This window comes from Terriglobus sp. YAF25, assembly GCF_052113305.1.
Taxonomy (GTDB): Bacteria; Acidobacteriota; Terriglobia; order Terriglobales; family Acidobacteriaceae; genus Terriglobus.
The window spans coordinates 1-25,272 of the sequence record NZ_JBFRCY010000043.1; the positions used below are offsets into that span (position 1 = coordinate 1).

A 25,272-nucleotide genomic window follows, 5' to 3' on the forward strand; every position below is an offset into this window, starting at 1 on the left:
CCGCTGTACCTCCCGGTTCTTACCTCCTGAAGATTCACTCGCCGGGTTTCAATACAAAAAACGTCTCAGGGATCAATGTGAGCGTGGGAGGCATCACCCAGGTCGATGCAAAGCTGGACCTGGGAACGACGACGGAGGTGGTCACCGTCACCGCCGAAGGCGAGCTCCTGAATACCTCCTCGGCAGCCCTCCAAACTACGATCGAGAAAGAGGTGCTGACGGATCTTCCTTTTCCGGAGCGAAATGTCCTCGCTGCTGTTCTGTTTGCTCCTGGCGTAACCGGCGATCCGCAGACGAATGACGGAGTGGGTTCGGAGCTCCCGAACGCTTATAACGGTCCCATTGCTCCCGGAGCAGGTCTCACTATTGGTGGTAGCCGCCAGGGGATGAATCCTCAGCTTGTCGATGGCTCTGACCTCACGCTTGCCGGCTTCCCACGCACAGGTGTGACGTTTTCGGGAGATGCGATCCAGTCGGTCTCTGTGCAAAGCATCGGTCTTCCGGCACAGTATGGGCGATCCGGTGGAGGCGTAATCAACCAGGGCTCCCGGGCCGGTACCTCGAAGTATCATGGCGCGTTGCGTTGGCGTCATCGCGACCCTGCCTTTATGATCCCGAATCGTGGATCCGGCGGAGCGCCTCCGAATGAGCATCTGAATCTGTTCACCGTTGCGGTCGGTGGACCGGTTCCGCTGCCATTCCACAAGAACAAAACCTTCTTCTTCTTTGCCTACGAGCCGCTACGGAATACGAGCGCCACGTACACCCGCAAGCGGTTCCTGACGCCGGATGAGACTGCAGGTCGCTTCAACGACAGCTTCGATCTGCTCGATCAGACAGTTCTTCGCAACCAGGGATATGCCGCAGCGGTGAACGCTCCGCGAACCGGCGCCGTGGTCTATCAGTTTGCACGGAACGCGCAGGGCTTTCCTGTAGGCAATCGTCTTCCTGTGGCTCAGTACCAGCGGGCTGCGAATAACGATATCTCACAGCAGGCGGCTGCGAACCCAATTACGAAGTTTTTGCTGGCATCGCAGCCAACGCCGGATCAACCGACCTCATATGCCCGCTTCTTCTATCCGGACGGGCATTACGACCCTGACGGTATGAATGGTTACGGCGTGCGCGGTGTGACGACGAATGATGACCGCTACTCCCTTCGCATCGATGAGAACCTCACAGCGAAAGACCGCATCTTTGTCCGCTATACCAATGTGCCGGTCTCGGGCATTCGCTACGACTATAACGGACCTTCGACGCCGGTCCTCAATCAGCCCTCTGAGTCGGTGAATGGATGGAATATCTCGGCGAACTACGTACGTACCGTGAAGCCAACGATGGTGAATGAGTTTCGCGCCACCTATCTGCGCTCCGACGATTCGCTTACCCCAGCGCCGGCGTCGCTCACCAAGGATTTCAACACGGGGCTTGGACTACCGCCTTCCATCAGAGGCGCAGGGCTGGCGGGCTTCATCTTCAGCAATAGTCTTACGACGCTGGGACAGAGCGTTGGATTCGGAAAGATTCTCAATGAGACCTATGGCTTCGGTGACGACTATTCGATGCTGATGGGGCGTCACTCCATCAAGTTCGGTGTGGACTATCGGGCGCTGCAGCTAAATCGGTACGACGAAACCAATCTTTATGGTGGCAGCTTTACCTGCAATACAGGGCTGACGAACGGAGCCGGGTTTACCGGTTCGTCCTGCGTAGCGGGATACATGCTGGGGCTCTTCAATACATTTACGGTGAATACGCCGCATGCCTATTACTACCGCTGGAAGTATGGCGCTGCTTATGTTCAGGATGACTGGCGTATTCTGCCCAGGCTTACGATCAATGTCGGGCTGCGCTACAACCTCGAAACACCGCGCATGGAGAAGTTCAATTACCAGGGAAGTTTTATTTCCAATGGAACTGGAACATTGAATGGCGTGGCCACTATGGGCGGTTTTGCCTTCTCCGGAACCAACGGCTTGCCCACGACTCTGTGGCCGATCAATTACAAAGGCTTCGAACCGCGTCTCGGCCTGGCCTATCAACCGGCGCACTTTATGACGATGCGCGCCTCCTATGCCATGATGCATACGCCGCTTACAGGACTTGGCAACAATATCGTTCCTAACCTCACGAGCGGTGCTGCCACGACTGGGACCAACGGAGTAGGCGGTGTTGGTTCGGGCTGGGTCAATCTCATCACCAATCCCATTGCCAATGGCGCTCCGCCGGCGGCTCCTGTCGTGAGTAATACGTTGCTTGAGTCGTGGAATGGGACAAGCTATCTGCCAGCTGTGAATCAGTCCAGTGCCGTTCCTTATGTACAGCTCTGGTCGGCATCGTTGCAGTTTCAACTGGGGAAGGGAACTCTAGTAGAGGCGGACTACGTCGGGCAAAAGGGGACGCATCTCTACTCGACTCCCGTTCCTGTGAATGTCCCGAGCATTAACGCAATTACAGCTGCAATCAAAAGCCGGACGAATCTCATTACCGCCGGCAAAGACCAGTACGGCAACACCTCGACTGCGTTACAACGAATGAAGCCTTACCCTCAGTTCTTTCAGAACTCGATTTACACGGCATACGACCGAAATGCCGGATCGAACTATAACGCACTCTATCTTTCCGGTCGCCAGCAGATGAAATTCGGTCTCAGTCTCTTTGCCAGCTTCTCCTGGTCGAAATCACTGGACGATGCCTCCAGCGGCCAGGGCGGCCCGGGGGATACACAGATTGATGCTTACGGATACCTCTATCCGCGGGGCTACACCACCACGGGAGATTACTCGCTCTCGGCTTTCGATGTGCCGGTGCATCTCTCTATCGGTGAAGTTTGGAATCTCCCTTTCGGGAAAGGGAAGACATTCTTTAGCAACTCTTCCCGCTGGCTGGATGCGGCGATTGGTGGATGGAATCTCTCAACCACCACTTCGATGCAGTCCGGATACCCTTTGTCGATCGTTGCCGGCGTCAATGGCAGAAGCGCCGGGTTTTTCTGCTCCACCTCTCGGCCTTTTGTTCCGGGCGCTTCCAACAATGCCACGCCATGCGATTATGGCAACGCTCTCACCGATGTCTCACTGCGCCCTAACCGTGTTCCTGGGGTACCACTCATCAAGCCGGATTGGAAACGGGATCCTCTCGGAACCACGATTGGCGGAGGCGTCCTGAATCCGAACGCGTTCTCTATGCCGGGATCGTTAGATAATCCGGCGCTAGGAAACATTCCCCGCACCATGGGAGATGCGCGGAATCCCCGCAGCATTATCTCCAATGCCACGCTTAGGAAGCGGTTCGACCTCTCTGAATCGCGTGTGAAGCTTGAGCTCTGGACAGATGTGATCAACATCATGAATCACACCAACTACTACCTTCTGAATAACAGTCCGGCTATCCACGGAGCGTTCTCTACGATTCGATCCGATGGAACATTCGCACAGAACGCTTCCTTCGGCCTGGCGAATGCGCAGGCTCCGGGAATGCGGCAGTTCAATCTAGGGATAGCTCTTACGTTCTGATGAGGCACTCGAGCGTTTTTCCTGTGGGTGTAGAGTAGGAATTCCGTATCTATGGGCGTTTTCCGCAATGAAAACGCCGCTGCACTCCCCTTCCGGGCTACGCAGCAACAGGAAAATGCTCTAAAGACGATGCCTTCACATCGAGGGTATCGTCTTTATTTCGCCTTTTCGTTTGCATCCGCAAGATTCCCGAATGACAAGCGAGGCCGGGATCTTGATACGGGCACGAGATGGCTTTGTCTTCTGTTCGATCTGCTCCAACAGCCGGAGAGCCGCCTGCTCGGCCATGGCTTCGATTGGCTGTTGTACCGCACTCAGGCGCGGGCGGATGGCCCGCGAGAGCGGGATATCGCCATACGAGAAAAATGCCAGGTCGCGCGGTATGGAGATACGCAACTCTTCGAAGGCCTCCAGAAAGAGTACCGAGCTATCTCCGTTAAGTGGAAAGAGCGCTTCGATAGGGCGCTTACCGGCTCTCAGCGTCTTGCAGATCTGTATCGCAGAGGCAGCATCGTCGCAGCGAATGTAGGGAAGGGCCGGCAGGCCGGCAGCGTGCATGGCATCCTGATAACCGAGGATGCGCTCCTGGATTGGTCTGATCCGGGCATCGATTCCGGCGATCGCAATCCGCTTGTACCCATGTTGCAGCAGGTGTGAGACCGCTTCGCGGGCAGCTGCCCGATCGTCGACGGTGACAAAGTCTACACCGGCGCCTCGCAAAGGCCGGTCGATCGCAACCGTCGGAATCCCTCCCATCTTCTCCAGCGGAATCGTGCTGCCTGGCGAGGATGCGAGAAGCAGGCCATCGACATGATGATCGTGCATCCGCTCAATCAGTTCCAGGTCGCTGCTGGGATCGTCGTTGGTTGCAGCAATCCACACAAGATAGCCTCGCGCGTGAGCCGCCTGTTGCACGCAATGTGCGATCAGTGAGAAGAATGGATTGGCAAGGTTGGGAAGGATCAGCCCGATCACCTTGGATGGTTGGCCCATCAGCACGCGTGCGGCATAGTTCGGCCGATACCCAAGGCGATCGATCGCAGCCTTCACCTTACGTGCGGTGGCCGCTGAAATATTCGGATTGCCATGCAGATAGCGTGACACCGTCATGGTGGCAACACCTGCTGCTTTGGCGACGTCGGCGAGGGTCACGCGACCCATGGGGCGAGAGACAGACACAGAGCCTCCATCATAGCCGCCGACCGGGGAAGATGGGCATCTTTTTATGAGTCCAACGTTGACAAGCCGGAGAAGCGGTAACTAGATTGTTAGCGCTCCCAATAAGGGAGAATTGTGCGCGCGGTGCGTCTACACCTGGATGCGTTAGCTGACTCAATGAGGGGGACGATGGCGGAACGAATTGGAATCATCATGAACGGTGTGACTGGGCGTATGGGGTTGAACCAGCACCTGGTTCGGTCGATTCTCCAGCTCCGTGCTGAGGGCGGAGTTCTGCTCTCTGACGGCAGACGGCTTATGCCAGATCCGATTCTCGTGGGGCGCAACCCGCAGAAGCTAGAAGCGATCAGCAGGCAGCACGGCGGTCTCCGCTGGAGCACGGATCTTGATGCCTGCCTGGCGAATCCGGAGGACACGATCTACTTCGACTCCGGTCTGACAGGAATGCGCGAGGTGAGCGTCATGCGCGCCATTGAGCACGGAAAACATGTCTACTGTGAAAAGCCGTTATCGACGACCGCTGACAGCGCCGCACGTCTTGCCGCGGCTGCCGATGCCGCCGGTGTCCGTCATGGCGTTGTGCAGGATAAGCTCTTCCTTCCCGGCATCCGGAAGCTACGCCGCCTGGTGAACTCGGGCTATTTCGGCCGCATCCTGTCTATCCGAGGAGAGTTTGGTTATTGGGTCTTCGAGGGTGATTGGGGGCTTCCGGCACAGCGGCCTTCCTGGAACTACCGCAAGGAAGAGGATGGAGGCATCATCCTCGATATGTTTGCGCACTGGCGATACGTATTGGACCATACCTTTGCGCCGGTAGAAGCGGTCTCCTGCCTAGGCGCAACACATATTCCCACGCGTGTGGATGAGGCGGGGAAGACCTACGGTTGCACTGCGGATGACGCCGCCTACGGGACCTTTCTTTTGAAGGGGGGTATCATCGCGCAGTTCAACTCTTCATGGACAACCCGCGTCTATCGGGACGAACTGCTCACCATGCAGGTCGACGGCACTGAAGCCAGCGCGATTGCCGGTCTGCGCGAATGCCGCGTACAGCATCGTGTGAATACGCCGCGTCCGGTATGGAATCCTGATATCGCCAATCCCATTCCCTTCCGCGACAGTTGGACGGACGTGCCCGACAATATGGAGTTCGGCAACGCTTTCAAAGTGCAGTGGGAGATCTATCTAAAAGCCGTTGCCGAAGGTAAGCCTTTTCCGCATGATTTCTGGGATGGAGCTCGCGGCGTCCAACTGGCGGAACTGGCGTTACAGTCATGGGAAGAGGGACGGTGGATGCAGGTGCCGCCGATCGTTCCCGTAAAGGCGGTGTGCTAGTGGCACAGCTCTCGCGATTGTCGCTGAACCAGATCACGACTCCCGCGTGGAGCGTTGGTGAAGCGGCGGAGGCCTGCGTGCGGCATAGCGTTCCCTGCATTTCTCTGTGGCGGCATAAGATCAGCGCGTTTGGGCTGAAGCAAAGCGTGCAGGCCGTTCGAGATGCCGGGCTTCATGTATCGAGTGTTTGCCGTGGCGGCATGTTTCCTGCCCCCGATGCAATCGAGCGCCGCGCAAAGATCGACGATAACTTCCGCGCCATTGATGAAGCTGCCGCGCTCAATGCTGATGTCCTGGTCTTCGTTGTAGGTGGTGCAGTTCCAGTAGGTATCGCTGCGGCAAGAGAGATGGTTCGAGATGGTATCGCCGCGCTTGTTCCGTATGCGGAGCAGGCGGGTGTAAAGCTCGGGCTGGAGCCATTGCATCCCATGTTTGCGGGTGACCGTTCTGTACTGACCACCGTAGATGAGGCGCTGGAACTGGCGGCTCCGTATGCCGAAGATCGTGTCGGCGTGGTGCTCGATGTCTTTCACATCTGGTGGCACCCCAATGTACTGCAGCAGATTGCCGCAGCTTCCCGCAGGACTATGGGTTTTCACGTTTCGGACTGGCCTGTGCCGTTACCGGATAACCTGCTGGGACGATGCATGATGGGCGACGGCATCATTGATCTCCGCACGCTGCGTGCCGCGGTTGAAGCCGCTGGCTACAGCGGACCGATCGAGGTCGAGATCTTCAATCAGGCGATCTGGGATGAAGATCCGGATGCCGTTCTGACAAGGACAAAACAGCGATTTCTGGAGTTGGTGTAGAGGCACAACATGCAGATCCACTCATCCATTCGCGCGACAGACCTTAAGGCAAAGGCTCTCACCACGGCAGAGCTTGCGGCCAACAAGACACAGGCGCTGCTGCGCCGCTGGAAGAGCGAGGATGGTGCGCCTGTTATTACCGTCAATGGGAAGTACACCTCGCGCAGTTGGACAAACTGGACACACGGATTTCTCTTTGGAAATGCATTGCTCGCTTTCGAGATCGGTGGAGACGCGCGTCTCGTCGACCTAGCCCGCGAGCACATCCGGCGTGAGATGCCGGTTCATCTCACTCACACTGGTGTGCATGATCACGGTTTCAACTGCGTCTCTACCTACGGAAACCTTCGCCGCCTGATACGCTCCGGCCGCATTGCCGATGACGGTGGTGATCTTGCGGCTTGCGAGATTGCGTTGAAGGTCAGCGGTGCAGTGCAGGCGAGCCGTTGGACGCAGCTTTCGAATGATACCGGCTACATCTATTCCTTCAACGGAAGTCATTCACTCTTTGTCGATACGTTCCGTACATTGCGCATTTGCGGACTCTCTCATGTGCTCGGTCACTTGACGGAGCAGGTTGAGTTTCTGGAATCGTTGCCTGAAGACCAGCGGAGGAATCACGGCGCTTATCAGGAAACGCTCGATGCGCTCTACAAGGCGGCGCACGCTACCTGCGACTTCTACATAGGCTGTGCTACGGCGCGTAACGGAATCTGCTATTGGGACACCGGTGCTCCCGGACTTGCGTCCTTTCTTGAGTGGAGGGACCGCGACGCCGAGCCGCAAAACCGGTTTGAGCCGGTTGATGCCTCGGCGAGTGCTATCGCCGCACAGGGCCTGTTGCGCCTTGGTCATCTTCTTGGAGATCCAGGAATCCATTACACCTCTGCCGGACTGACCGTTGCTCAGACGCTTTTTGAGCCGCGCTATCTTTCCAACGCCGCGGAACATGAAGGATTACTGCTGCATACCATCTATCACCGGCCCAATGGCTGGGATCATGTACCCGTGCCTGGGTTGGCTCCGCATGGGGAGTCCAGTATGTGGGGAGACTATCACCTGCTGGAGCTGGCCCTTCTGATTACACGCATTGCTGACGGAAGCTACTACACCTTCTTCGAGTAACCATGACGACACGGAACGTTGCACTCATCACCGGGGGAACACGGGGTATCGGCGCAGGCATCGCGGAGCGCCTCGCCATCGATGGCTTTGATCTGATGCTGGCAGGCCTTCGGAGTGAGGAAGAGGTTGACTCATTCCTGACAGCGCTGGAGCAGCGGGGTGCAACCGTGCGCTATCTTCGCGCGGATGTCTCGTCCCGCGATGATCGCGAGGCGCTGCTTCAAGCCACACAAGAGGCATTTGGCCGTCTGGATGTTCTGGTGAATAACGCGGGCATGGCGCCGCGCCGCCGTGCCGATATCCTCGAAGCCGATGAGGCAAGCTTTGAGGAGCTGATCCGCACCAATCTGCAGGGCCCATACTTTCTTACGCAATCCGCCGCGCAATGGATGATCCGCCAGCAGGCTGTGAGCAGACGACACCGCGCCATCATCCATGTGGGTTCTGTCTCAGCGGAGGTTGCCAGCGTCAACCGCGGTGACTACTGCATCTCGAAGGCCGGCATTGCGATGGCGAGCCATCTGTGGGCTGTTCGCCTTGCTGAGCATGGCATCTCAGTCTACGAGGTCCGGCCCGGCATTATCGCTACCGATATGACCAGTGCCGTAAAAGAGAAATACGACCGTCTCATCCAGGAAGGCCTGCTGCTTGAGGCGCGGTGGGGAACTCCGGAAGACATCGGACGAGCTGTGAGTGTGCTGGCCCGCGGCGAGATCCCCTATGCAACTGGGTCTGTGCTGCATCTTGATGGTGGATTGACTGTACCGCGGTTATAGGAGCGTGTGGATGATCGCAACAGGAAACAGGCGGTGGGGTTTTGCAGTGGCCAGCGGCATCCTTGGCTGGGTGCTCGATGCGTATGACTTCTTCATCCTCGTCTTCGTCATGGATTCGCTTGCAGCACACTTCGGTGTCAGCAAAGGATCGATCGTAGCCACCATTACTGCAACGCTGGTCATGCGRCCTGTGGGCGCGTTTCTCTTCGGCTACTGTGCCGATCGTTGGGGACGTCGCATTCCGCTCCTCTGCTGCGTGCTTTATTTCTCCCTCATTACGGCGCTGACCCCGTTGGCTCCAAGCTCTTCAGTCTTCCTCGTGTTGCGCGCGCTCTATGGCATCGGCATGGGAGGTTACTGGGGCGTCGGTGCGGCGCTGGTGATGGAGAGCTGTCCCGTATCATTGCGCGGTCTCTTCTCTGGAATTCTGCAGGCGGGCTACTCACTGGGATACCTTCTGGCGGCAGCGATGGCGCGTACACTCGCTCCTGCTGTTGGATGGCAGTGGCTCTTCTGGAGCGGACTCTGCCTGGCGGTGTGGATCGTCGTGCTGATTCTGTTCTCTCCCGATACTTATCGGCAGGCAGCCACGGAAGCTCGTCCGAATCTCCTGCGTACGATCGGCGCTCATTGGGGCAACTTCGTCCTGCTGACGGTTCTGATGATGCTGATCACCTGTCTCTCTCACGGAACGCAGGACCTCTATCCCGACTTCCTCCGCGTGGTGCACGGATTCAGCCTGCGATCCGCAGCCAATATGGCGATCTTCTATAACGTGGGTGCTGTTCTGGGGGCCGTTGTCTTTGGCCGTATCTCGGATTGGCTAGGCCGGCGCAACAGCATCTATATGGCATTGCTGATCTGCCTGTTGGCCGTACCCGCATGGGCATTTGGAGGGTCGGTCGCATGGCTCGCCGCAGGCGCGTTTCTTATGCAGTTTGGTGTGCAGGGAGCCTTCGGCGTGATTCCGGCTCATCTCAATGAGCTTGCTCCGGAAGGCGCACGCGGCCTCTTTCCCGGACTTGTCTACCAGTTTGGTGTTCTGCTCGGAGCTCCATGCGTGATGGTGGAGTATGGGCTCCGCGACTCATTGGGATATGCAAGAGCGCTGGCGGTCTTTGAGCTTATTACCTTTGCACTGCTTGCGGCCGCGCTTGCTGTCCGTAAAGAACAACGAGGCAGAGAACTCATGCGTGCGAATGCGTAGAGTGCCTCCGTTAGCGCGTACGGTATTTGAGCTGTAGACTTTGCGATGAATGTTGGAGTGTTGCGATGGAGAAACAAAAGAAAATCCGCTTCTATCTGTCGGCGGTTGCCCTCGTTGCCGCGTCGTTGATATCCAGTGCAGCGAACGCCCAGAATACCCGGCCCGGGATGTTGATCTATACCCGTAACGGCAAGGGGTATGTTCATGAAAATATCGCCTCAAGTGTCGCCGCCGTTAAGAAGCTTGGCGCCGAGGCAGGGTTTGAGGTCGATGTCACCGACGATCCGGAGTATTTTGAGCCATCACGTCTCAGCCGTTACGCTGTTTTAGTCTTCGCCAATACCAACAACGAAGCCTTCCTCACGGACAAGCAGCGTGACGCCTTCAAAGACTACATTGAACACGGCGGCGGATTTGTCGGCCTTCACTCAGCTTCCGGCTCGGAACGTTCGTGGCCATACTTTGCTTCCGTCCTCGGAGGAAGATTTGTTGAGCATCCCCCGCAGCAGGTGTTGACGGTGGAGGTGTTGGATCACACCAGTCCCTTCACCAAAGAGCTGCCTGCCAAGCTACAGCACAAGGACGAGTGCTACTTCTTTACGCTGATGAATCCCGATATCCATCCTCTGCTTGGCGTGCGACGCTCGACGCTCATCAACACGGAGAAGATGAAGYTGGATCTGAATAGCTATCCGGAGATGTTGCCGGTCGCCTGGTATCACACCTTCGATGGAGGACGTGAGTTCTACTTGGCACTTGGGCATAACAAGGAAGACTATGAGGATCCGATGATCCTTAATCTCATCCGGCGCGGGATTATGTGGGCTAGCGGAGTACAGGAAATGCATTGAACGGTCCCGCGCAGAGCGGACGGAAGATAGGATTCCGATCCACATCCAACGATCAGTAGGCTAATAAGAAAGGCCCGGCATAAGCCGGGCCTTCTCTTTGTTGCTGGAATGCTAAGCGGAAGTTGCAGCCGCCTAGAAGTGGTATTTGACTGACAACTGCATGGCACGGGGATTGTTGCGAATGGGCGAGCTCTGAGCCGAGATCGAACCGAAGGTTGCGGGAGCGCCTACGCTGCTGGCTGGGTTAGACCAATAGGCAGTGTTGAAGAGGTTATCGGCATCAGCGCGGAAATTGATCTGATGCTCATTCCAGATGGTGAAGTCCTTGGTAACGGAAGCTCCGTAGGTCTGGAATCCTGGAGCCCGTTCCGAGGTTGGACGAGCGGTGCCGAAGGTTCCAGGTGCGGGCTGACCGTAAGCGCAGACACCATTGTCTACGCCGGCAGCACATGGGATAGCCGACGGGTCAGTTCCAAACCAGTTGTTGATGGAACGATTGACAACCTTCAATGGGCGATAGTGATTTGCGCGCTGAGAGTTGCCATTGACCATAGAGTTGTTAGTTGCGCCGATGTTGACAGGGAATCCGGTATAGACAATGCCTGTCATGCCCGTTTTCCATCCGCCGATTACCTCGTCGAGAATCCGCGGCATGTTTCTGCCCAACATCCGGCCGCGGCCGACCGGCAGGTCATACACCAGGTTGTAGTTAAGAGCGTGACGAATATCCTGTCCAACAGGGCCCCACTCTGAATGGAGATCGTAGACATTTTCTGCATAGGCGCTGGCGACGGAAACGCTTGGTACGCCATAGAAGCCGGTGCTGTTGGTGAGGCCCTTGCTGTAGGTGTAGTTAGCGGTGTACTGCAGACCATGCCATACGCGCTGGCGGAAGCTGACCTGCAAAGAGTTATAGTTCATGGAGGCGTTCGAGTCCGTGTAACGAATGACGCCGTTATAACCCACTCCTGGAGTCGTATAGAAAGGTGCCGGAGCCAAGGTGAGACAAGCTGCGTTAGGAGTGGCCGTGTTGACCGGTACCGGAGCTCCGTTGATGACGCAAGGATTATGCAGTTGGTTGCGCTGGTTTGCGGTGACCAGGTGCTGGCCCGACTCGCCGGCATAACCGACTTGAAGGGAAGCGGTGCTGCTGAACTGATACTCCACGGTCATGTTGTAGATGCTGATGTATGCCGGTTTGATCTTCTTATTCCAGACGTTATAGACATTCGACAACGCAGAGGCTGCTCCAAAGCCACCCTGCACGTTATAGAAAGAACCGGCGGTATTGCCCGAGCCAGGGAGATTGCCGCTGAGTTGGGAAGCCGACTGGAAAGGAAGATTGGTGGTCATACGGAGATTCGCACCGGTGCCTTCCATGTAGTTCTGCAGCCCGTATCCGCCGCGAACGACAAACTTGGGATTAACTGATAAGGCAAAACCGACGCGGGGCATGATGCTGCCATAGTACGGATCAACCAAGCCGCGACCWTATCCGGCAGCACTAGCCGTGATGCAGGGCAGACCGAAGGGCTGGCAAACGGAGGTGTTATTGCCGTCGATGATGATCCTGCTCGGGTTCGCGGGGTCGATGGTCGACATTTTATGGTTGACCTCATAGATCGGCTGCGAGTACTCGTAGCGGACACCGAGGTTGAGGGTGAGGGTGGGAAGAACCTTCCAGTCGTCCTGGATGAAGTAGGCATCGCGCCACTGACGCATACCGACTGGACCGGCGACGCCGCCGATGCTCTTGAAACCGGCGCGGTTCAGAAGGAAGTCAGCAGCCGTGTAGCCGGTGCTATGTCCGTTGGCAGGAGCGGTGGCGCTCGAGGTTCCAGGGCCTAGATAGAAGAAACCGCCGAGTGAGCCATCATTACCTGGGTAAAAGTTGTTCTGTTGCTGACGCAGGAACTGCACACCAAATTTGAAGGTGTGGCGGTTCTTGAGCCAGGTGAAGTTGTCACCATACAGGAAGGTATTGATGGTGTAGTTCGTTCCGGTGTTCTGGTTGCCGAGAGTGGTGTACTCGTTCCCGTTTGTTACGGTAAAACCCTGAGGGCTGGCGGAGTTTGTGAAGCCGAGTGCGGAAAATCCGGCAAACTGCTGATTGACCGGATTGCTGCTTCCGATACCGAGCACGCTGTCTCCCCTCAAGCCAAAGGCGCCGGTAGGATCAAGCAAAACTGCGCCGTTGTTCTGAATGCGGGTGTAGCCGGCGCGAAACTCATTGACCATTGCTGAGTTGAGGCTATGGATCTCATTGATAGCCACGCCGCGTACCGGGAAGGTGGGAGCACTGGCAAAGCTGGTAGGAAGAACATTCTGGGTCGTCTGTCCCTGATTTGCATAGGAGAAGCGGACAGACAGGTTGTCCTTTTGCGTCGCCTTCCAGTCAACCTTGATATCGAACTGGTTGCCATAGTTACGCTGTTTGGTGGGACCAACATAGTTGTTGCGAGCCGGAGTATTGCTGGCATCCGGCGCACGGTTTGCACGCGGATAGAGCTCAGGATGAGCCAATAGATACTGCGCCGCGGGGTTGGAGATAGTGATCTGGTTATTGGCGTATCTGGGATTACCCGCGGTCGTCGCGTCGTACAACTCAATTAGACGAGCGTTATTCGCGCAGACTCCACCCGGATCACCAGAGCACATCAGAGCGGGGTTGAGCAGTTCAGAAAAATCGCCACTACGCATCTTGTCGGTGAGCACGGTCGCGAGTCCGCTACCACCGGAGTGATAACGGCCACCCTGGTAGTCGCCGAAGAAGAAGAGCCTGTCCTTGAAGATCGGACCACCAAATGTCGCACCGAAGATGCTACGCGTGAAGCTGGTTCTGGGAACAATGGTCGATCCGTGTTTGTTGAGCCATGAGTTGGCATTCAGAAGGTGATTGCCAAGGAAGTAGAAGGCGCTGCCGTGGAACTGGTTTGTGCCGCTCTTGGTCTGATAGATGATGTCGCCGCCAAGCACATTCCCGTATTCCGCGGGAGCGTTGGCAGAGATGACCTGCACCTGACCGATTGCGTCGACGCTTGGGTTATAGCCCGGAGTGTCATCCAACGTCTGATTGATGTTCATGCCATCCAGCAGGTACTGGTTGGTCTGTTGACGGTTACCGTTGACGGAGACGGAGCTATTGCTGCTGGCGCCGGCCGGATTGTTGCCGCTGAGCGGTCCGGAGATCGAGGCATTGCTGACGAAGCTGTTCGGCGAGGTGCTGATCGCGCCGGGAAGGAACATCGTCAGGGCATTGAGATTGCGGCTGACCAGAGGAAGATTCTCAATGGCGCGAGTATCCAACGTAGTGGCAAGGGTTGGACTCTCAGTATTGATTAGCGGAGCAATCTCAGCTTCGACGGTGACCTTCTGCGATTGATTCGCAACCCCCAGCTTGCCGTCAATCTTTGCAGTTTGACCTGTCTCCAGGGCGAATGGGCCATAGGTTGTTGTGGCGAACCCGGAAGAGGTGATCGTTACTTTATACTTACCGATCTGCAGGAAGCGAAGGCTGTAGATACCGTCGCTGTTGGTTGTGGTCGGAGTTTCAACTCCGGTGTCCACGTTCGTTGCGACGACACTGGCGTTTGGAATAACGGCGCCGGAGGCGTCGGTCACGGTACCGTTGATGCTGCCGGTGATCGTCTGGGCCATAGCAAAGCTGCTACAGACAGCCAGGAGCAACATCGTCATGAAGCGAAAGAATCGAATTCGTTGCCGCATCGGTGTCTCCTAAAAGTGTTGGTGCTGCGTGAAGGTGCTGCTTTCTCTACTTCTTTGTTGTGGGAGCAAGTACCTGTAGCGGATCTTCCGGTACTGCCTCTTGCCCGACGGAAGATCGAAGTGAATGTAAGTTTTGGGCGAGACCGTGGCGAATCGACCACGTGTGAAATCCCGAGGTCGATGAATCGAAACTTTGTTGTGGAGCGAAGCCGGCGTCGGTTTCTGCTGTCAGCGTGGAAGGCCCGAGGGGGTGTGAGGCAAATCCCTGGGCAATGCCGGTTCTGGCGAGGATTAGCGCGGGAGCGGCTTCAGCTGCTCGCCCTCCTGCAGCGTCAGCAACCGTTTCGCGCAGACCTCCGGCAGCCATCTGGGCAAAGATGGAATGAGTCGCCGAAGCGGCAAGACAACAGAACAGAAAAATAGCGATGCGCTGGCTTAGTTTCACTTGCCACACTCCATAGGGGAACTAGGAAAACGGAGAAGCCAAACAAAGCGGACAGATTTTTACAGGCTTTTTGCGCGTTTATGGCGTAAAAGCTCAGTTTTTTGCTTGGGGGCAAGCTTATTTCCCTTGGCCACAGATGAACATCAGTCAAATGTCCTAGTGTGAGCCTCGGTGGAGGTATCTGTTTTCATTGGGATATACCGATATATCCCTTGTTACCGCTATCTTCGCTTTCCCCTTGGGTGTGCGGTTGTAAGGAGGGGGATAAAGCGCGCCCGTGCGAGACGAGAAATCTGATACGGTGTGCTATTCAGCCGGTATTAAGCCATGGCAGAGAAAATATGGATGAGGTATAAGGGTGCGTCTTCTCATCATTGAGGATGAAAAACGGCTCGCGGAGAATATTGCCCAGGCACTTCGCGAGGCGGGTTTTGCGGTCGACCATGCGGCCGATGGCATTACCGGGTCTCACATGGCGGTGCAGGATATCTTCGACGCCATCATCCTGGACCTGATGCTGCCTGGGAAGAGCGGCAAGCGAGTCCTGACCGAGCTTCGGCAGACGAAGTCCCGTACTCCTGTCCTGGTGCTGACAGCGCTCGATGGCAAAGAGACGATCGTCGACCTCCTCAATAGTGGGGCAGATGACTACCTTGCCAAGCCATTTGACCTGGGCGAGCTGCTGGCCCGCGTCAAGGCGCTTATCCGCCGCGCGAAGGGTGTCTCCTCTACCATCATCCAGGTCGCCGACATGGAGATTGATACTGTTCGCCAAACGGTAAAGAGGCGCGGTCAGGAGATCGACCTTTCTCCGATGGAATACCGCATCCTGCAGTACCTGTCATATCGTCCACGCGCGATCGTTTCAAAGCAGGAGTTGCTGGAGCATCTCTACGACTTCGAGTGGGAACATCATTCCAATGTCATTGAGGCCCACATCTCCAATCTCCGCCGCAAGCTGAACCTTCAAGGAACAGAGCCTTTGATCGAAACCCTGCGGCATCGCGGATACCGGTTGAGCGAGGAAGCTTCGTCGTGAACCAAGGGAGTTCTATTACGCGGCGGCTTATTACCGCTGTGTTGCTTCTGGAAGGGCTCGCCGCAGTTCTGCTGATCGTCGCTGTCATCGTCAATGAGCATCAGGATGAGTACCGTGCCTTCGATGCCAACCTCAGGGCTTCCGCAAACGCGTTTCTAGGGGCGGTGCAGGAAGCGGAAGACTCCTCCCCCAACATTGGCCTCGACGTGCGCAGAATTCCGCGAACGCCGCACGCGGTGTATCGCGTAACTGACGGTGAGGGACACGTTCTCGGTACCGAGGGGCCGGTACCTGAGCTCTCCATCGAGCCCGATTCTTTTCGGCGAGTCAAGATCCAGGGTCACTCCTACCGCTTCTTTGCTCTTGATGGAGAACGGGTCGTCGATCCCGGAACCGCCAGTGCTGTGGTCCATCAGGTGCACATCCTCTATGGACAGCCGGATGGCCGTGTGTGGCACGAGATCTGGGAGGCGACACGCTTTTTCATGGTCGCGACAGCGATCTTATTGGGAGTCACAGCAATTCTGCTCGTCTGGATGATTCGCAAGCTGCTGGCTCCGATTCATGTACTGGCATCCGAGGCAGACAAGGTGAACTCCGTGCATTGGAGCTTTACGGCTCCGGAGGTAGCGATGCACCTTACGGAATTGCGGCCGCTCGCGTCTGCTATTGAGCGAACCGTCAACCGGCTTCAGAGTTCGTTCGAGCAGCAAAAGCGCTTCACCCGCGATGCGGCGCACGAACTGAAGACAGACCTCGCCATCGTTAAATCGTCGCTGCAGTTACTCACCATGAAGGAGCGGAGCGTCGAGGAATATGGAAAGGGTCTCGGTATCGCACTTGAAGATTTCACGCGGCTGGAAGAGACGGTGCAGCAGATGTTGACGCTTGCACGCCTGGAGCAGCCGGCCGATGCTGTCTCGCCAACGAGTGCGCTTCACCAGGTTCTGCAGGACAACGTGACCCAGAGCGCCTCGTTTGCTTCGCTGAATAGAGTCACCTTGAAGGCCTCTCCGGTGGCAACAGTCTCCGTGCCTGTGGACGCGCGAGATGCGGCGCTTCTTTGTTCCAACCTGATCGTGAACGCTCTGCAACATAGCCCTGATCATGGGACGGTCGAGATTGCCCTGCGGTCTGATGGAACTACGGCAACATTAACCGTTCGCGACCATGGCGAAGGCATCACAGAGGAAGATCGTCCTCACCTGTTTGAACCGTTCTATCGAGGTGATCCGTCACGCAGCCGGAAGAGCGGTGGCACCGGTCTCGGTCTCTCGATCTGTAAGGCGATCTGCGATCGTGCCGGCGGAAGCATCGAGATCGACAACCATCGAGCCGGGGGCGCCATCGTCACGGTAAAGCTTCCTGTGTCGAACGGCCAACTTGAGCGAGGAACAGGCCGTTCCTAACGGCCGCGTTGCGCCTTCCCAGATTTCTTGCGCAAGTCGGCGAGTGTGCCGGCCGGTACCGAAGTTGTCTGACGCACCACCAGCTTCGTTTCCACCTCCCGCGGAGGAGAGGAAGAATCGAGCAGCGACGTCACGGCACTGGCGGCAATGTCTCGTCCGGACATCCGGATCGTGGTCAGCGGCGGCAACATGTACTCGCTGATACGAATGTCATCGAATCCGATCAGGGAGATGTCTTTGGGGATCGACAATCCTGCCCGTGAGAGCGCGTGCATAGCGCCAATGGCGGTCATGTCGTTCGAGCACATGATGGCGGTAGGTGGCTTGCTGAGCGCAAGCAGGTGCTCAACGCCGCGTTCGCCGCCATCCACGGTATGGTCTCCGTGGAAGATATAGCTCTCCGGCACACGCAATCCGATCTCGTCGACGGCGCTGCGAAAGGCCTGCAGCCGGGCAACAGCAGAGTGAAGCCGTTCCGGTCCGGAGATGAATGCAAGTCTCCGATGCCCGAGTACGGCCAGATGCTGTACGGCCTCGTGGATACCTTTCTGATAATCCACCCGGATCGTCGAGATCCCTTTCTTCTTCGGCGCCAGGTCGATAAAGACCATGGGGATACCCTGCGATGCCAGCCGGTCCAGCAGCGGCTCTTCAATGCCGAAGGTCATCACCGCATTCTTTGCCAGGGCAGGATCGACGGACGGGACCTTATTGATGACCCGCGATACGGTTGCCACCGAAACTCCGGCCGCGTGTGCCACAGTGCGAATATCCAGACGGCTTTTAGCGTTCCTGGCGTCTGACCGCTTGCGTTTTTTCAAACCGATCGATCCTCATCTCTGCCCCGGCGCCTTTTAGCGCATTTTTCCTGTTGCTGGGTGTCCCGGAAGGCGTGTGCAATGGCGTTTTCATTAAGGAAAACGCCATTATAATTCGTAAGCTCTACACTACACCTTCAGGAAAAATGCTCTAGCCGCGCGTTAATGCCTGACGGATATCGCGCAGCCTGGTCTCGGCATCGATGCGGATCAGCTCGATGCCGGCAATCGCTGCAAAGTCTTCCATGTGCTCCATCGTAAGCGCCTGGCTGAAACCTGTGTGGTGTGCTCCTCCGGCATAGATCCACGCGGCTGCCGCCGTCTTCAGACTTGGCCGCGGAATCCAAACGGCCCGTGCTACCGGCAGACGGGGCAGATCGTGCTCCGCAGGAATAACATCCACATCGTTGACAATCATACGGAAACGGTCGCCCATATCGACAACGCTGGCAACAATGGCCGGACCCGCGGGTGTATTAAAGACCAAACGAACGGGATCTTCCTTGCCGCCAATGCCAAGAGGATGAACCTCAAGCGAGGGTTTGGCGTCGGCGATGGAAGGGCAGATCTCCAGCATGTGCGACCCCAGGACCTTGGGCGTCCCGGAGAAGTCATAGGTGTAGTCCTCCATGAACGAAGTTCCACCCTCCAGACCCTGAGCCATCACCTTCATCACGCGGACCAGGGCTGCCGTCTTCCAGTCGCCCTCTCCGCCGAATCCATAGCCGTCAGCCATCAGGCGCTGTGTCGCGATGCCGGGAAGCTGACCCATGCCGTGCAGGTCTTCAAAGGTGTCGGTAAACGCACCGAAACCTCCCTCTGTCAGAAATGCGCGCAAACCCAGTTCAATGCGGGCGGCTACAGTCAGTGAGTCGGCGCGGTCATGCTGGCTCGCAATCGAATAGCTTTCGCGATATTCGCTGACCAGCCTGGCAACCTCCTGGTCGCTGAACTGCGCCATGCGATCTGTAAGATCGCCGATGCCATAGCCGGAGACGGTATACCCAAACACGCGCTGGGCCTCCACCTTATCGCCTTCGGTGACGGCGACATGGCGCATGTTATCGCCAAAGCGGGCAACCTTCAGGTTCTGAGATTCGTGCCAGCCGAGCGCCGCGCGGCTCCAGACGCCGATTTCGGTAACGGTCTCGGGATCGGCGAAGTAGCCGACAACGACCTTTCTGGGTAGACGGAGCCTGGCGGTAATGTGTCCGAACTCACGGTCGCCATGAGCGGCCTGGTTCAGGTTCATGAAGTCCATGTCGATGGTCGCCCATGGCAGCTCGCGGTTGAACTGGGTGTGGAGCTGCAGGATCGGCTTACGCAGCAGTGACAGGCCGGCGATCCACATCTTGGCCGGAGAAAACGTATGCATCCACAGCACCAGGCCAATGCAGTTCTTGCTGGAATTGGCCTCCTGGCAGAGGTCTCGAATCGCTTCAGGAGAGGTGAGCGTCGGCTTCCAGACTACCTTTGCGGGAATAGCTGTGTTGCTGTCGAGCGATGCGGCAATCTTCGAAGAATTCTCCGCGACCGTTGCCAGGGTTTCAGGACCATAGAGGTGCTGGCTGCCGGTCACAAACCAGATTTCCAGAGAAGCTGTCGATGCCATCGATACGTTTTCCTTTCGTATTGCCCCCTTCACGGTAATCGTTTACCCAAAGAGTTGCAAGAGAGCCCAGATAACCTACTTGTCTCTACTTGTTCCCGGTTCTTCAGAAAACGTATACTCACCGCAATTCCACATAAGGTGCGACATGCTGCAGGAACTGAAAGAGAAAACGCTCGAAGCCAACCTTGACCTCGTACGCCGCGGCCTCGTGCTCTACACCTTTGGCAACGCCAGCGGTATCGACCGCGAGAGCGGTCTGGTAGTCATCAAGCCGAGCGGCGTGGACTATGACGCGCTTCGCCCGGAACACATGGTGGTCTGCGATCTCGACGGCAATATCAGGGAAGGTGATTTGCGGCCCTCCAGCGACCTGAAGACCCACTTGGAGCTGTACCGCGCTTTTCCCACTATCGGTGGAGTCGTGCACACCCATTCGGAGAACGCTACGGCATGGGCTCAGTCCGGCCGCGAGATTCCCGCGCTGGGAACCACCCATGCGGACTACTTCCACGGCCCCGTCCCATGCACACGCGAGCTGACGGACGAAGAGATCAACGGTGATTACGTTCTGAACACCGGGTATGCGATTGCCGAGCGGTTCAAGGGTATCGATCCGCTGGCTGTTCCTGCAGTCCTGGTGGCCGGGCATGCACCCTTTGCCTGGGGTCGTGATCCGATGGATGCCGCACACAATGCGGTCGTCCTGGAGGCTGTGGCGAAGATGGCTTTTATGACCGTGCTGTTAAATTCCGCTGCAGGCGTGTCGCAGGCATTGCTGGACCGGCATTACTTCCGCAAACATGGCGCCAACGCCACCTACGGACAGAGGTAAGGAAAAGATGGCTATCGTTGCAGGCGCAGACTTTGGAACGCTCAGCGTTCGTGTGACCTTATTGGATTCGGAAAAGGGAAGACTTGGCACGGCGGTCGCCGAGTATCCGCTGCATCGCCGCCGTGAAGATCCGGACTATGCCACGCAGTCGCACGACGACCAGATGGAAGCCCTGGTGCGAGCCACGCGGCAAGTACTGGAGCAGACCGGCACAAGAGGTGAAGATGTCGCCGCGATGGCCCTGGATACCACCGGTTCCAGCGTACTGATGGTGGACGACGCGATGCAGCCCATTGGGCCGTACTATCTTTGGTGCGATCACCGCGCACACCGAGAGGCCCGTGAGATCACCGAGCTGGCCCATACGACGGGACTGGAAGCAATCGAGTGGTGCGGCGGCGTCTATTCCCACGAATGGGGATGGGCGAAGCTGCTGCACTGGCTCCGTAATGCAACCGCGGAGGAGCGCGGCCGGTTCGGAACCGCGATCGAGAACTGTGACATGGTGGCGGCAACGCTTACCGGTGTTACCGATCCCGCCGGCATCAAGCGATCCGTCTGCGCCATGGGCCACAAATGGATGTGGAATCCGAAGTGGGGAGGCATGCCTTCGGAAGAGTTCCTGATCAGGGTCGATCCGCTTCTGGCAGGCATTCGGGAAAAGATCGGGGGAGAATATCTGACCTCCGATCATATTTATGGAGGGCTGCACGCACATTGGGCCGACCGTATGGGCCTGAAGGCGGGCATTCCTATTCCGGTAGGCGCCTTCGACGCGCATTGGGATGCACTAGGAGCGGGCTGTAAAGAGGGCGATGTCGTCAACGTCGTCGGCACCTCGACCTGCATCATCGCCATGGCGGAGAAGACACAGCTCGTCCCCGGAGTCTGTGGCGTGGTTCCAGGCAGCGTTGACCCGCAGCTCACCGGTATTGAAGCGGGCCTCTCTGCCGTCGGCGACATCTTTGAAGCGATTGCCCGCCGTGCCGGGAAGAATGTGAAGGAACTGGCCCAGGGGCTGGAGAGCTACCGTGCCGGTCAGACCGGTCTGCTGCGCCTGAGCTGGGACAACGGTGACCGCACTGTGCTGGTGAATCCGGAGCTGGGAGGTATCACCCTCGGATGGAACCTCATTCATACGGCACAGGACGAGCTGCATGCTGCCATTGAAGGAACGGCCTTCCACACGCGCATCATCCTGGAGCGCATGGAAGAGTATGGCGTACCGGTGGAACGCGTCATCAACGGAGGCGGTATCCCGCAGAACAACGCAACTCTGAACCAGATCTATGCGAATGTTCTCAACAAGCCGGTGCTTGTGCCCGATGGTGTGCCTACCAGCCTCGGTTCCGGCATCATCGCGCTGGTTGCTGCCGGGGTTTACCCGTCGATCGAGGCCGCACAGGCTGCGCTCTGCTTGCCGTTCAAGACCTATATGCCAGAGGCGAAGGCGGCGGCTGTCTATGAGCGCCTGTACGCGCTTTACCGTAAGGTGTACTTTGCTTTTGGACGACCGGATGCATCTGCGGTGGTTTTGGGAGACGTTCTTCGGCAAGATGCCGGATGGACAGGGAGTAGACGTCTACACCCTCAAGAGCCCGCAGGTCGAAGCGAAGGTCATGACCTACGGAGCGAAGCTCATCAGCATCAAGACGGCTGATCGCACCGGCAAGGTTGCCGACGTGATGCTGGGCTTCGATACGCTGCCCGAGTGGCTGAAGGACAAAACCTACAACGGTGCTGTGGTCGGCCGTTACGGCAACCGCATCGCTCTCGGCCAATTCAAAATCGATGGCCAGACCTATCAGGTGCCCACGAACGATGGCCCGAACGCCCTGCATGGCGGCCCGGTCGGCTTCGATAAGAAGCTCTGGACGGCGAAACAGGTGCCTAACGGCGTGGAGCTGACGCTCATCTCTCCTGACGGCGACATGGGCTTCCCTGGCAAGTTGACGGCGCAGGTGACCTATACGTTGAAGGGCAACGCCCTCCGCATCGACTACCGGATGACGACCGATAAAGCTACCGTCGTCAATCTCACCAATCACACTTACTTCAATCTCACGGGTGGAACGGAAGATGTCCTCGGACATCAGATCCACATCAATGCGGACCACTACACGCCCACCTCAAAGACCTTGATCCCGACGGGCAATATGGATGTTGTCGAGGGCACACCGATGGACTTCCGGTCGGCGCATGCGATCGGCGAGCGTATCGGCGCCAACTTCGAGCAGCTCACCGTTGCCGGTGGCTATGACCATAACTGGATCCTGAACGGGCCGAACGGCGTAATGAAGCTCGCGGCAGAAGTGGTCGAGCCGAAGAGCGGACGTACACTTACGGTTACCACGACGGAGCCGGGCGTACAGTTTTACTCCGGTAACTTCCTGGACGGTTCACTAACAGGGCGCGGCGGTGTGAAGTACACCAAGCGCATGGGCCTCTGCCTGGAGACACAGCACTATCCCRATTCACCCAACAAGCCAGGCTTCCCGACCACGCTGCTGAAGCCCGGCGAAATACGCACCTCGTCGACGGTCTTCACCTTCGGCGTTGCCACTAAGTAGTCAGATCCCTTTGAAAATGGCCAGACGTCTTACAGACGTCTGGCCATTTCAGTTCGCGCTGCAGCGCGAATGCCTTGCCTAAGGGGACGGCTTTTAGCCGTCCCGTATGAAGCTTCACAGGGAAAGCGGCTTCAGCCGCTGAGGGCAATGTGAACCTGCCCTAGATTCAGACACCACACTAGATCCCAGCATCAAGCGCCAGATTCAAGGCCAGCACATTCACGCGTGGCTCTCCCAGCAGACCAAACTGACGATCGGTGATGTGACCTTCCACGAACGTCCGCAGTTTGGCTTCGTCCAGATGGCGTTCCGCCGCGACCCGCGATACCTGTGCCAGTGCAGCAGCAGGAGAGATGTCTGGATCGAGACCCGATCCAGATGCAGTGACCAGATCCACCGGGACGTTGCTCACCTTCTCCGCGGCAACACTTGCTGTGACGCGATCGATCAATGCCTTGTTGGTTGAGGCAAGGTTTGATCCGCTGGATGCCGATGCGTCATAGCCGGCGCCGGCAGCCGAAGGCCGGCTATGAAAGTAGGTTGGCCCGGTGAAGGGCTGGCCGATCAGCTTCGAGCCGATCAGCTCACCCTTCTGGGTCACAAGTTGTCCATTGGCCTTATCCCTAAAGAGAAGCTGTGAGATCGCAGTGATTGCCAGCGGATAAATAATCCCCAACAGCACTGCGGTAACCAGGGTATAGAGGGTTGCGGTAATGAGATGTTTCTTCATGGTGAGTTCCTCTATGCAAGATGCATGGCGACGATGACGATATCGATCACCTTGATGCCGACAAACGGTACTATGATCCCGCCCAGTCCATACACCAGCAGGTTGCGCTGCAGCAGCGCGGCTGCGGACATCGGTCGGTAGCTGACACCGCGCAGTGCCAGCGGAATCAGGGCAATGATGATCAGTGCGTTGAAGATGATGGCCGAAAGTATGGCGGACTCCGCGTTGTGCAGGTGCATGATGTTCAATGCATTCAGCACAGGAAAGAAGCCCGCGAACATCGCCGGGATGATGGCGAAGTACTTGGCCACATCGTTGGCGATGGAGAAGGTGGTCAGGGCGCCCCGGGTCATCAGCAACTGTTTGCCGATGGCCACAATCTCGATCAGCTTCGTAGGGTTGCTGTCGAGATCGACCATGTTGCCCGCCTCTTTTGCCGCCTGCGTGCCGCTGTTCATGGCCACGCCCACATCGGCCTGTGCAAGTGCGGGAGCGTCGTTGGTGCCGTCGCCAGTCATGGCCACCAGCTTGCCCTCCGCCTGCTCGCGCTTGATCAGGTCCATCTTGTCCTTCGGTTTCGCTTCCGCCAGGAAGTCGTCAACACCCGCCTCCCGCGCAATGGCTGCCGCGGTCARCGGRTTGTCGCCCGTGATCATGACCGTGCGAATGCCCATAGCGCGAAGCTGATCGAAGCGTTCGCGCATGCCGCCTTTTACAACGTCCTTCAGATGAATGACGCCGAGAGCCGCACCGTTCTCAGCGACGACCAGCGGGGTGCCGCCGCTGCGCGCGATCGTCTCCACGGCCTCGCGTACCTCGGCGGGCATCGGCGAACCATGCTCCTGCAGGTAGCGGGCGATGGCGTCGACGGCTCCCTTACGGATAGTTCTGCCTTCCACCTCGATGCCACTCATACGTGTCGTTGCGGAGAAAGGAACGAACTCCGCATGCATCTGTCCCAGCTCGCGTCCGCGAAGGTTGTACTTCTCCTTCGCCAGAACAACGATGGAACGTCCTTCCGGAGTCTCATCCGCCAGCGATGAGAGTTGAGCGGCGTCCGCAAGCACTTCGGCCTTTACGCCAGGAGCTGGTACGAACTCCGACGCCTGACGATTGCCGATGGTGATGGTCCCGGTCTTGTCCAGCAGCAGCGTGTTGACGTCACCGGCTGCTTCTACAGCGCGCCCGGAGGTGGCCAGTACATTGTGTTGTACCAGGCGATCCATACCGGCGATGCCGATGGCTGAGAGCAAGCCTCCGATGGTCGTTGGAATCAGGCATACCAGAAGCG

Annotated in this window: 19 protein-coding genes; 12 read left to right on the top strand and 7 right to left on the bottom strand. The window is 57.4% G+C overall.

Annotation, left to right across the window (positions count from 1 at the left end):
- On the top strand, positions 1-3,515 hold a 3,515-nt coding region (locus tag AB4043_RS02895), incomplete at its 5' end, for a hypothetical protein (protein WP_442306470.1).
- Positions 3,516-3,650: 135 nt separating this feature from the next.
- Here the strand turns inward: AB4043_RS02895 and AB4043_RS02900 are convergent.
- On the bottom strand, positions 3,651-4,694 hold the full coding sequence (locus tag AB4043_RS02900) for a LacI family DNA-binding transcriptional regulator (protein WP_442301748.1): 1,044 nt from the start codon (positions 4,692-4,694) through the stop codon (positions 3,651-3,653).
- Positions 4,695-4,862: 168 nt separating this feature from the next.
- On the opposite strand from AB4043_RS02900, the gene AB4043_RS02905 reads away from it, so the two are divergent.
- The 6 genes from AB4043_RS02905 (at position 4,863) to AB4043_RS02930 (ending at position 10,800) form a co-directional block, all read left to right on the top strand.
- Entirely contained in the window at positions 4,863-6,029 is a 1,167-nt protein-coding gene (locus tag AB4043_RS02905; RefSeq protein ID WP_442301747.1) for a Gfo/Idh/MocA family protein, read from the top strand.
- Entirely contained in the window at positions 6,029-6,841 is an 813-nt protein-coding gene (locus AB4043_RS02910) for a sugar phosphate isomerase/epimerase family protein (RefSeq protein WP_442306471.1), read from the top strand. The genes AB4043_RS02905 and AB4043_RS02910 overlap by 1 nt, the downstream gene beginning before the upstream one ends.
- Positions 6,842-6,850: 9 nt before the next feature.
- Entirely contained in the window at positions 6,851-7,966 is a 1,116-nt protein-coding gene (locus tag AB4043_RS02915; protein ID WP_442306472.1) for a hypothetical protein, read from the top strand.
- Positions 7,967-7,968: 2 nt separating this feature from the next.
- Positions 7,969-8,742, top strand: coding sequence for a 3-ketoacyl-ACP reductase (locus AB4043_RS02920; RefSeq protein ID WP_442301744.1), 774 nt, complete (start codon positions 7,969-7,971; stop codon positions 8,740-8,742).
- 10 nt (positions 8,743-8,752) lie between these two features.
- A complete protein-coding gene (locus AB4043_RS02925; RefSeq protein ID WP_442301743.1) occupies positions 8,753-9,949 on the top strand; it encodes an MFS transporter in 1,197 nt (398 codons plus the stop codon).
- 65 nt (positions 9,950-10,014) lie between these two features.
- Positions 10,015-10,800: a ThuA domain-containing protein gene (locus AB4043_RS02930; protein ID WP_442301742.1), complete on the top strand. Its 786-nt coding sequence runs from the start codon at positions 10,015-10,017 to the stop codon at positions 10,798-10,800.
- Between the two features lie 132 nt (positions 10,801-10,932).
- Here the strand turns inward: AB4043_RS02930 and AB4043_RS02935 are convergent, their stop codons facing one another.
- Entirely contained in the window at positions 10,933-14,526 is a 3,594-nt protein-coding gene (locus AB4043_RS02935; RefSeq protein WP_442306473.1) for a TonB-dependent receptor domain-containing protein, read from the bottom strand.
- A 46-nt stretch (positions 14,527-14,572) separates the two neighbouring features.
- Positions 14,573-14,971: a hypothetical protein gene (locus tag AB4043_RS02940; RefSeq protein ID WP_442301740.1), complete on the bottom strand. Its 399-nt coding sequence runs from the start codon at positions 14,969-14,971 to the stop codon at positions 14,573-14,575.
- A gap of 358 nt (positions 14,972-15,329) precedes the next feature.
- On the opposite strand from AB4043_RS02940, the gene AB4043_RS02945 reads away from it, so the two are divergent.
- Positions 15,330-16,010, top strand: coding sequence for a response regulator transcription factor (locus AB4043_RS02945; RefSeq protein WP_442301739.1), 681 nt, complete (start codon positions 15,330-15,332; stop codon positions 16,008-16,010).
- Positions 16,007-17,419: a sensor histidine kinase gene (locus AB4043_RS02950; protein WP_442301738.1), complete on the top strand. Its 1,413-nt coding sequence runs from the start codon at positions 16,007-16,009 to the stop codon at positions 17,417-17,419. The genes AB4043_RS02945 and AB4043_RS02950 overlap by 4 nt, the downstream gene beginning before the upstream one ends.
- Here the strand turns inward: AB4043_RS02950 and AB4043_RS02955 are convergent.
- Together AB4043_RS02955 and araA are read right to left on the bottom strand one after the other, a co-directional pair.
- Positions 17,416-18,180, bottom strand: coding sequence for a LacI family DNA-binding transcriptional regulator (locus tag AB4043_RS02955; RefSeq protein WP_442306474.1), 765 nt, complete (start codon positions 18,178-18,180; stop codon positions 17,416-17,418). The genes AB4043_RS02950 and AB4043_RS02955 overlap by 4 nt on opposite strands.
- 208 nt (positions 18,181-18,388) lie before the next feature.
- A complete protein-coding gene (araA, locus tag AB4043_RS02960) occupies positions 18,389-19,849 on the bottom strand; it encodes an L-arabinose isomerase (protein WP_442301736.1) in 1,461 nt (486 codons plus the stop codon).
- 145 nt (positions 19,850-19,994) lie between these two features.
- Here araA and AB4043_RS02965 point away from each other — a divergent pair, with 145 nt between their 5' ends.
- From AB4043_RS02965 to AB4043_RS02975, 3 genes are read left to right on the top strand one after another with little or no spacing between them, the layout of a single operon-like run.
- A complete protein-coding gene (locus AB4043_RS02965) occupies positions 19,995-20,681 on the top strand; it encodes an L-ribulose-5-phosphate 4-epimerase (protein ID WP_442301735.1) in 687 nt (228 codons plus the stop codon).
- 7 nt (positions 20,682-20,688) lie between these two features.
- Entirely contained in the window at positions 20,689-22,341 is a 1,653-nt protein-coding gene (locus AB4043_RS02970) for a ribulokinase (protein WP_442306475.1), read from the top strand.
- Positions 22,238-23,251 carry an aldose epimerase family protein gene (locus AB4043_RS02975; RefSeq protein ID WP_442306476.1) on the top strand — a complete coding sequence of 338 codons (1,014 nt, stop codon included), beginning with the start codon at positions 22,238-22,240 and terminating at the stop codon, positions 23,249-23,251. Before AB4043_RS02970 ends, AB4043_RS02975 begins: the two co-directional genes overlap by 104 nt.
- Positions 23,252-23,429: 178 nt before the next feature.
- On the opposite strand, the gene kdpC is transcribed toward AB4043_RS02975, so the two are convergent.
- Both kdpC and kdpB read right to left on the bottom strand, forming a co-directional pair.
- A complete protein-coding gene (gene kdpC, locus AB4043_RS02980) occupies positions 23,430-23,981 on the bottom strand; it encodes a potassium-transporting ATPase subunit KdpC (RefSeq protein WP_442301732.1) in 552 nt (183 codons plus the stop codon).
- An 11-nt stretch (positions 23,982-23,992) separates the two neighbouring features.
- On the bottom strand, positions 23,993-25,272 hold a 1,280-nt coding region (gene kdpB, locus AB4043_RS02985), incomplete at its 5' end, for a potassium-transporting ATPase subunit KdpB (RefSeq protein ID WP_442306477.1).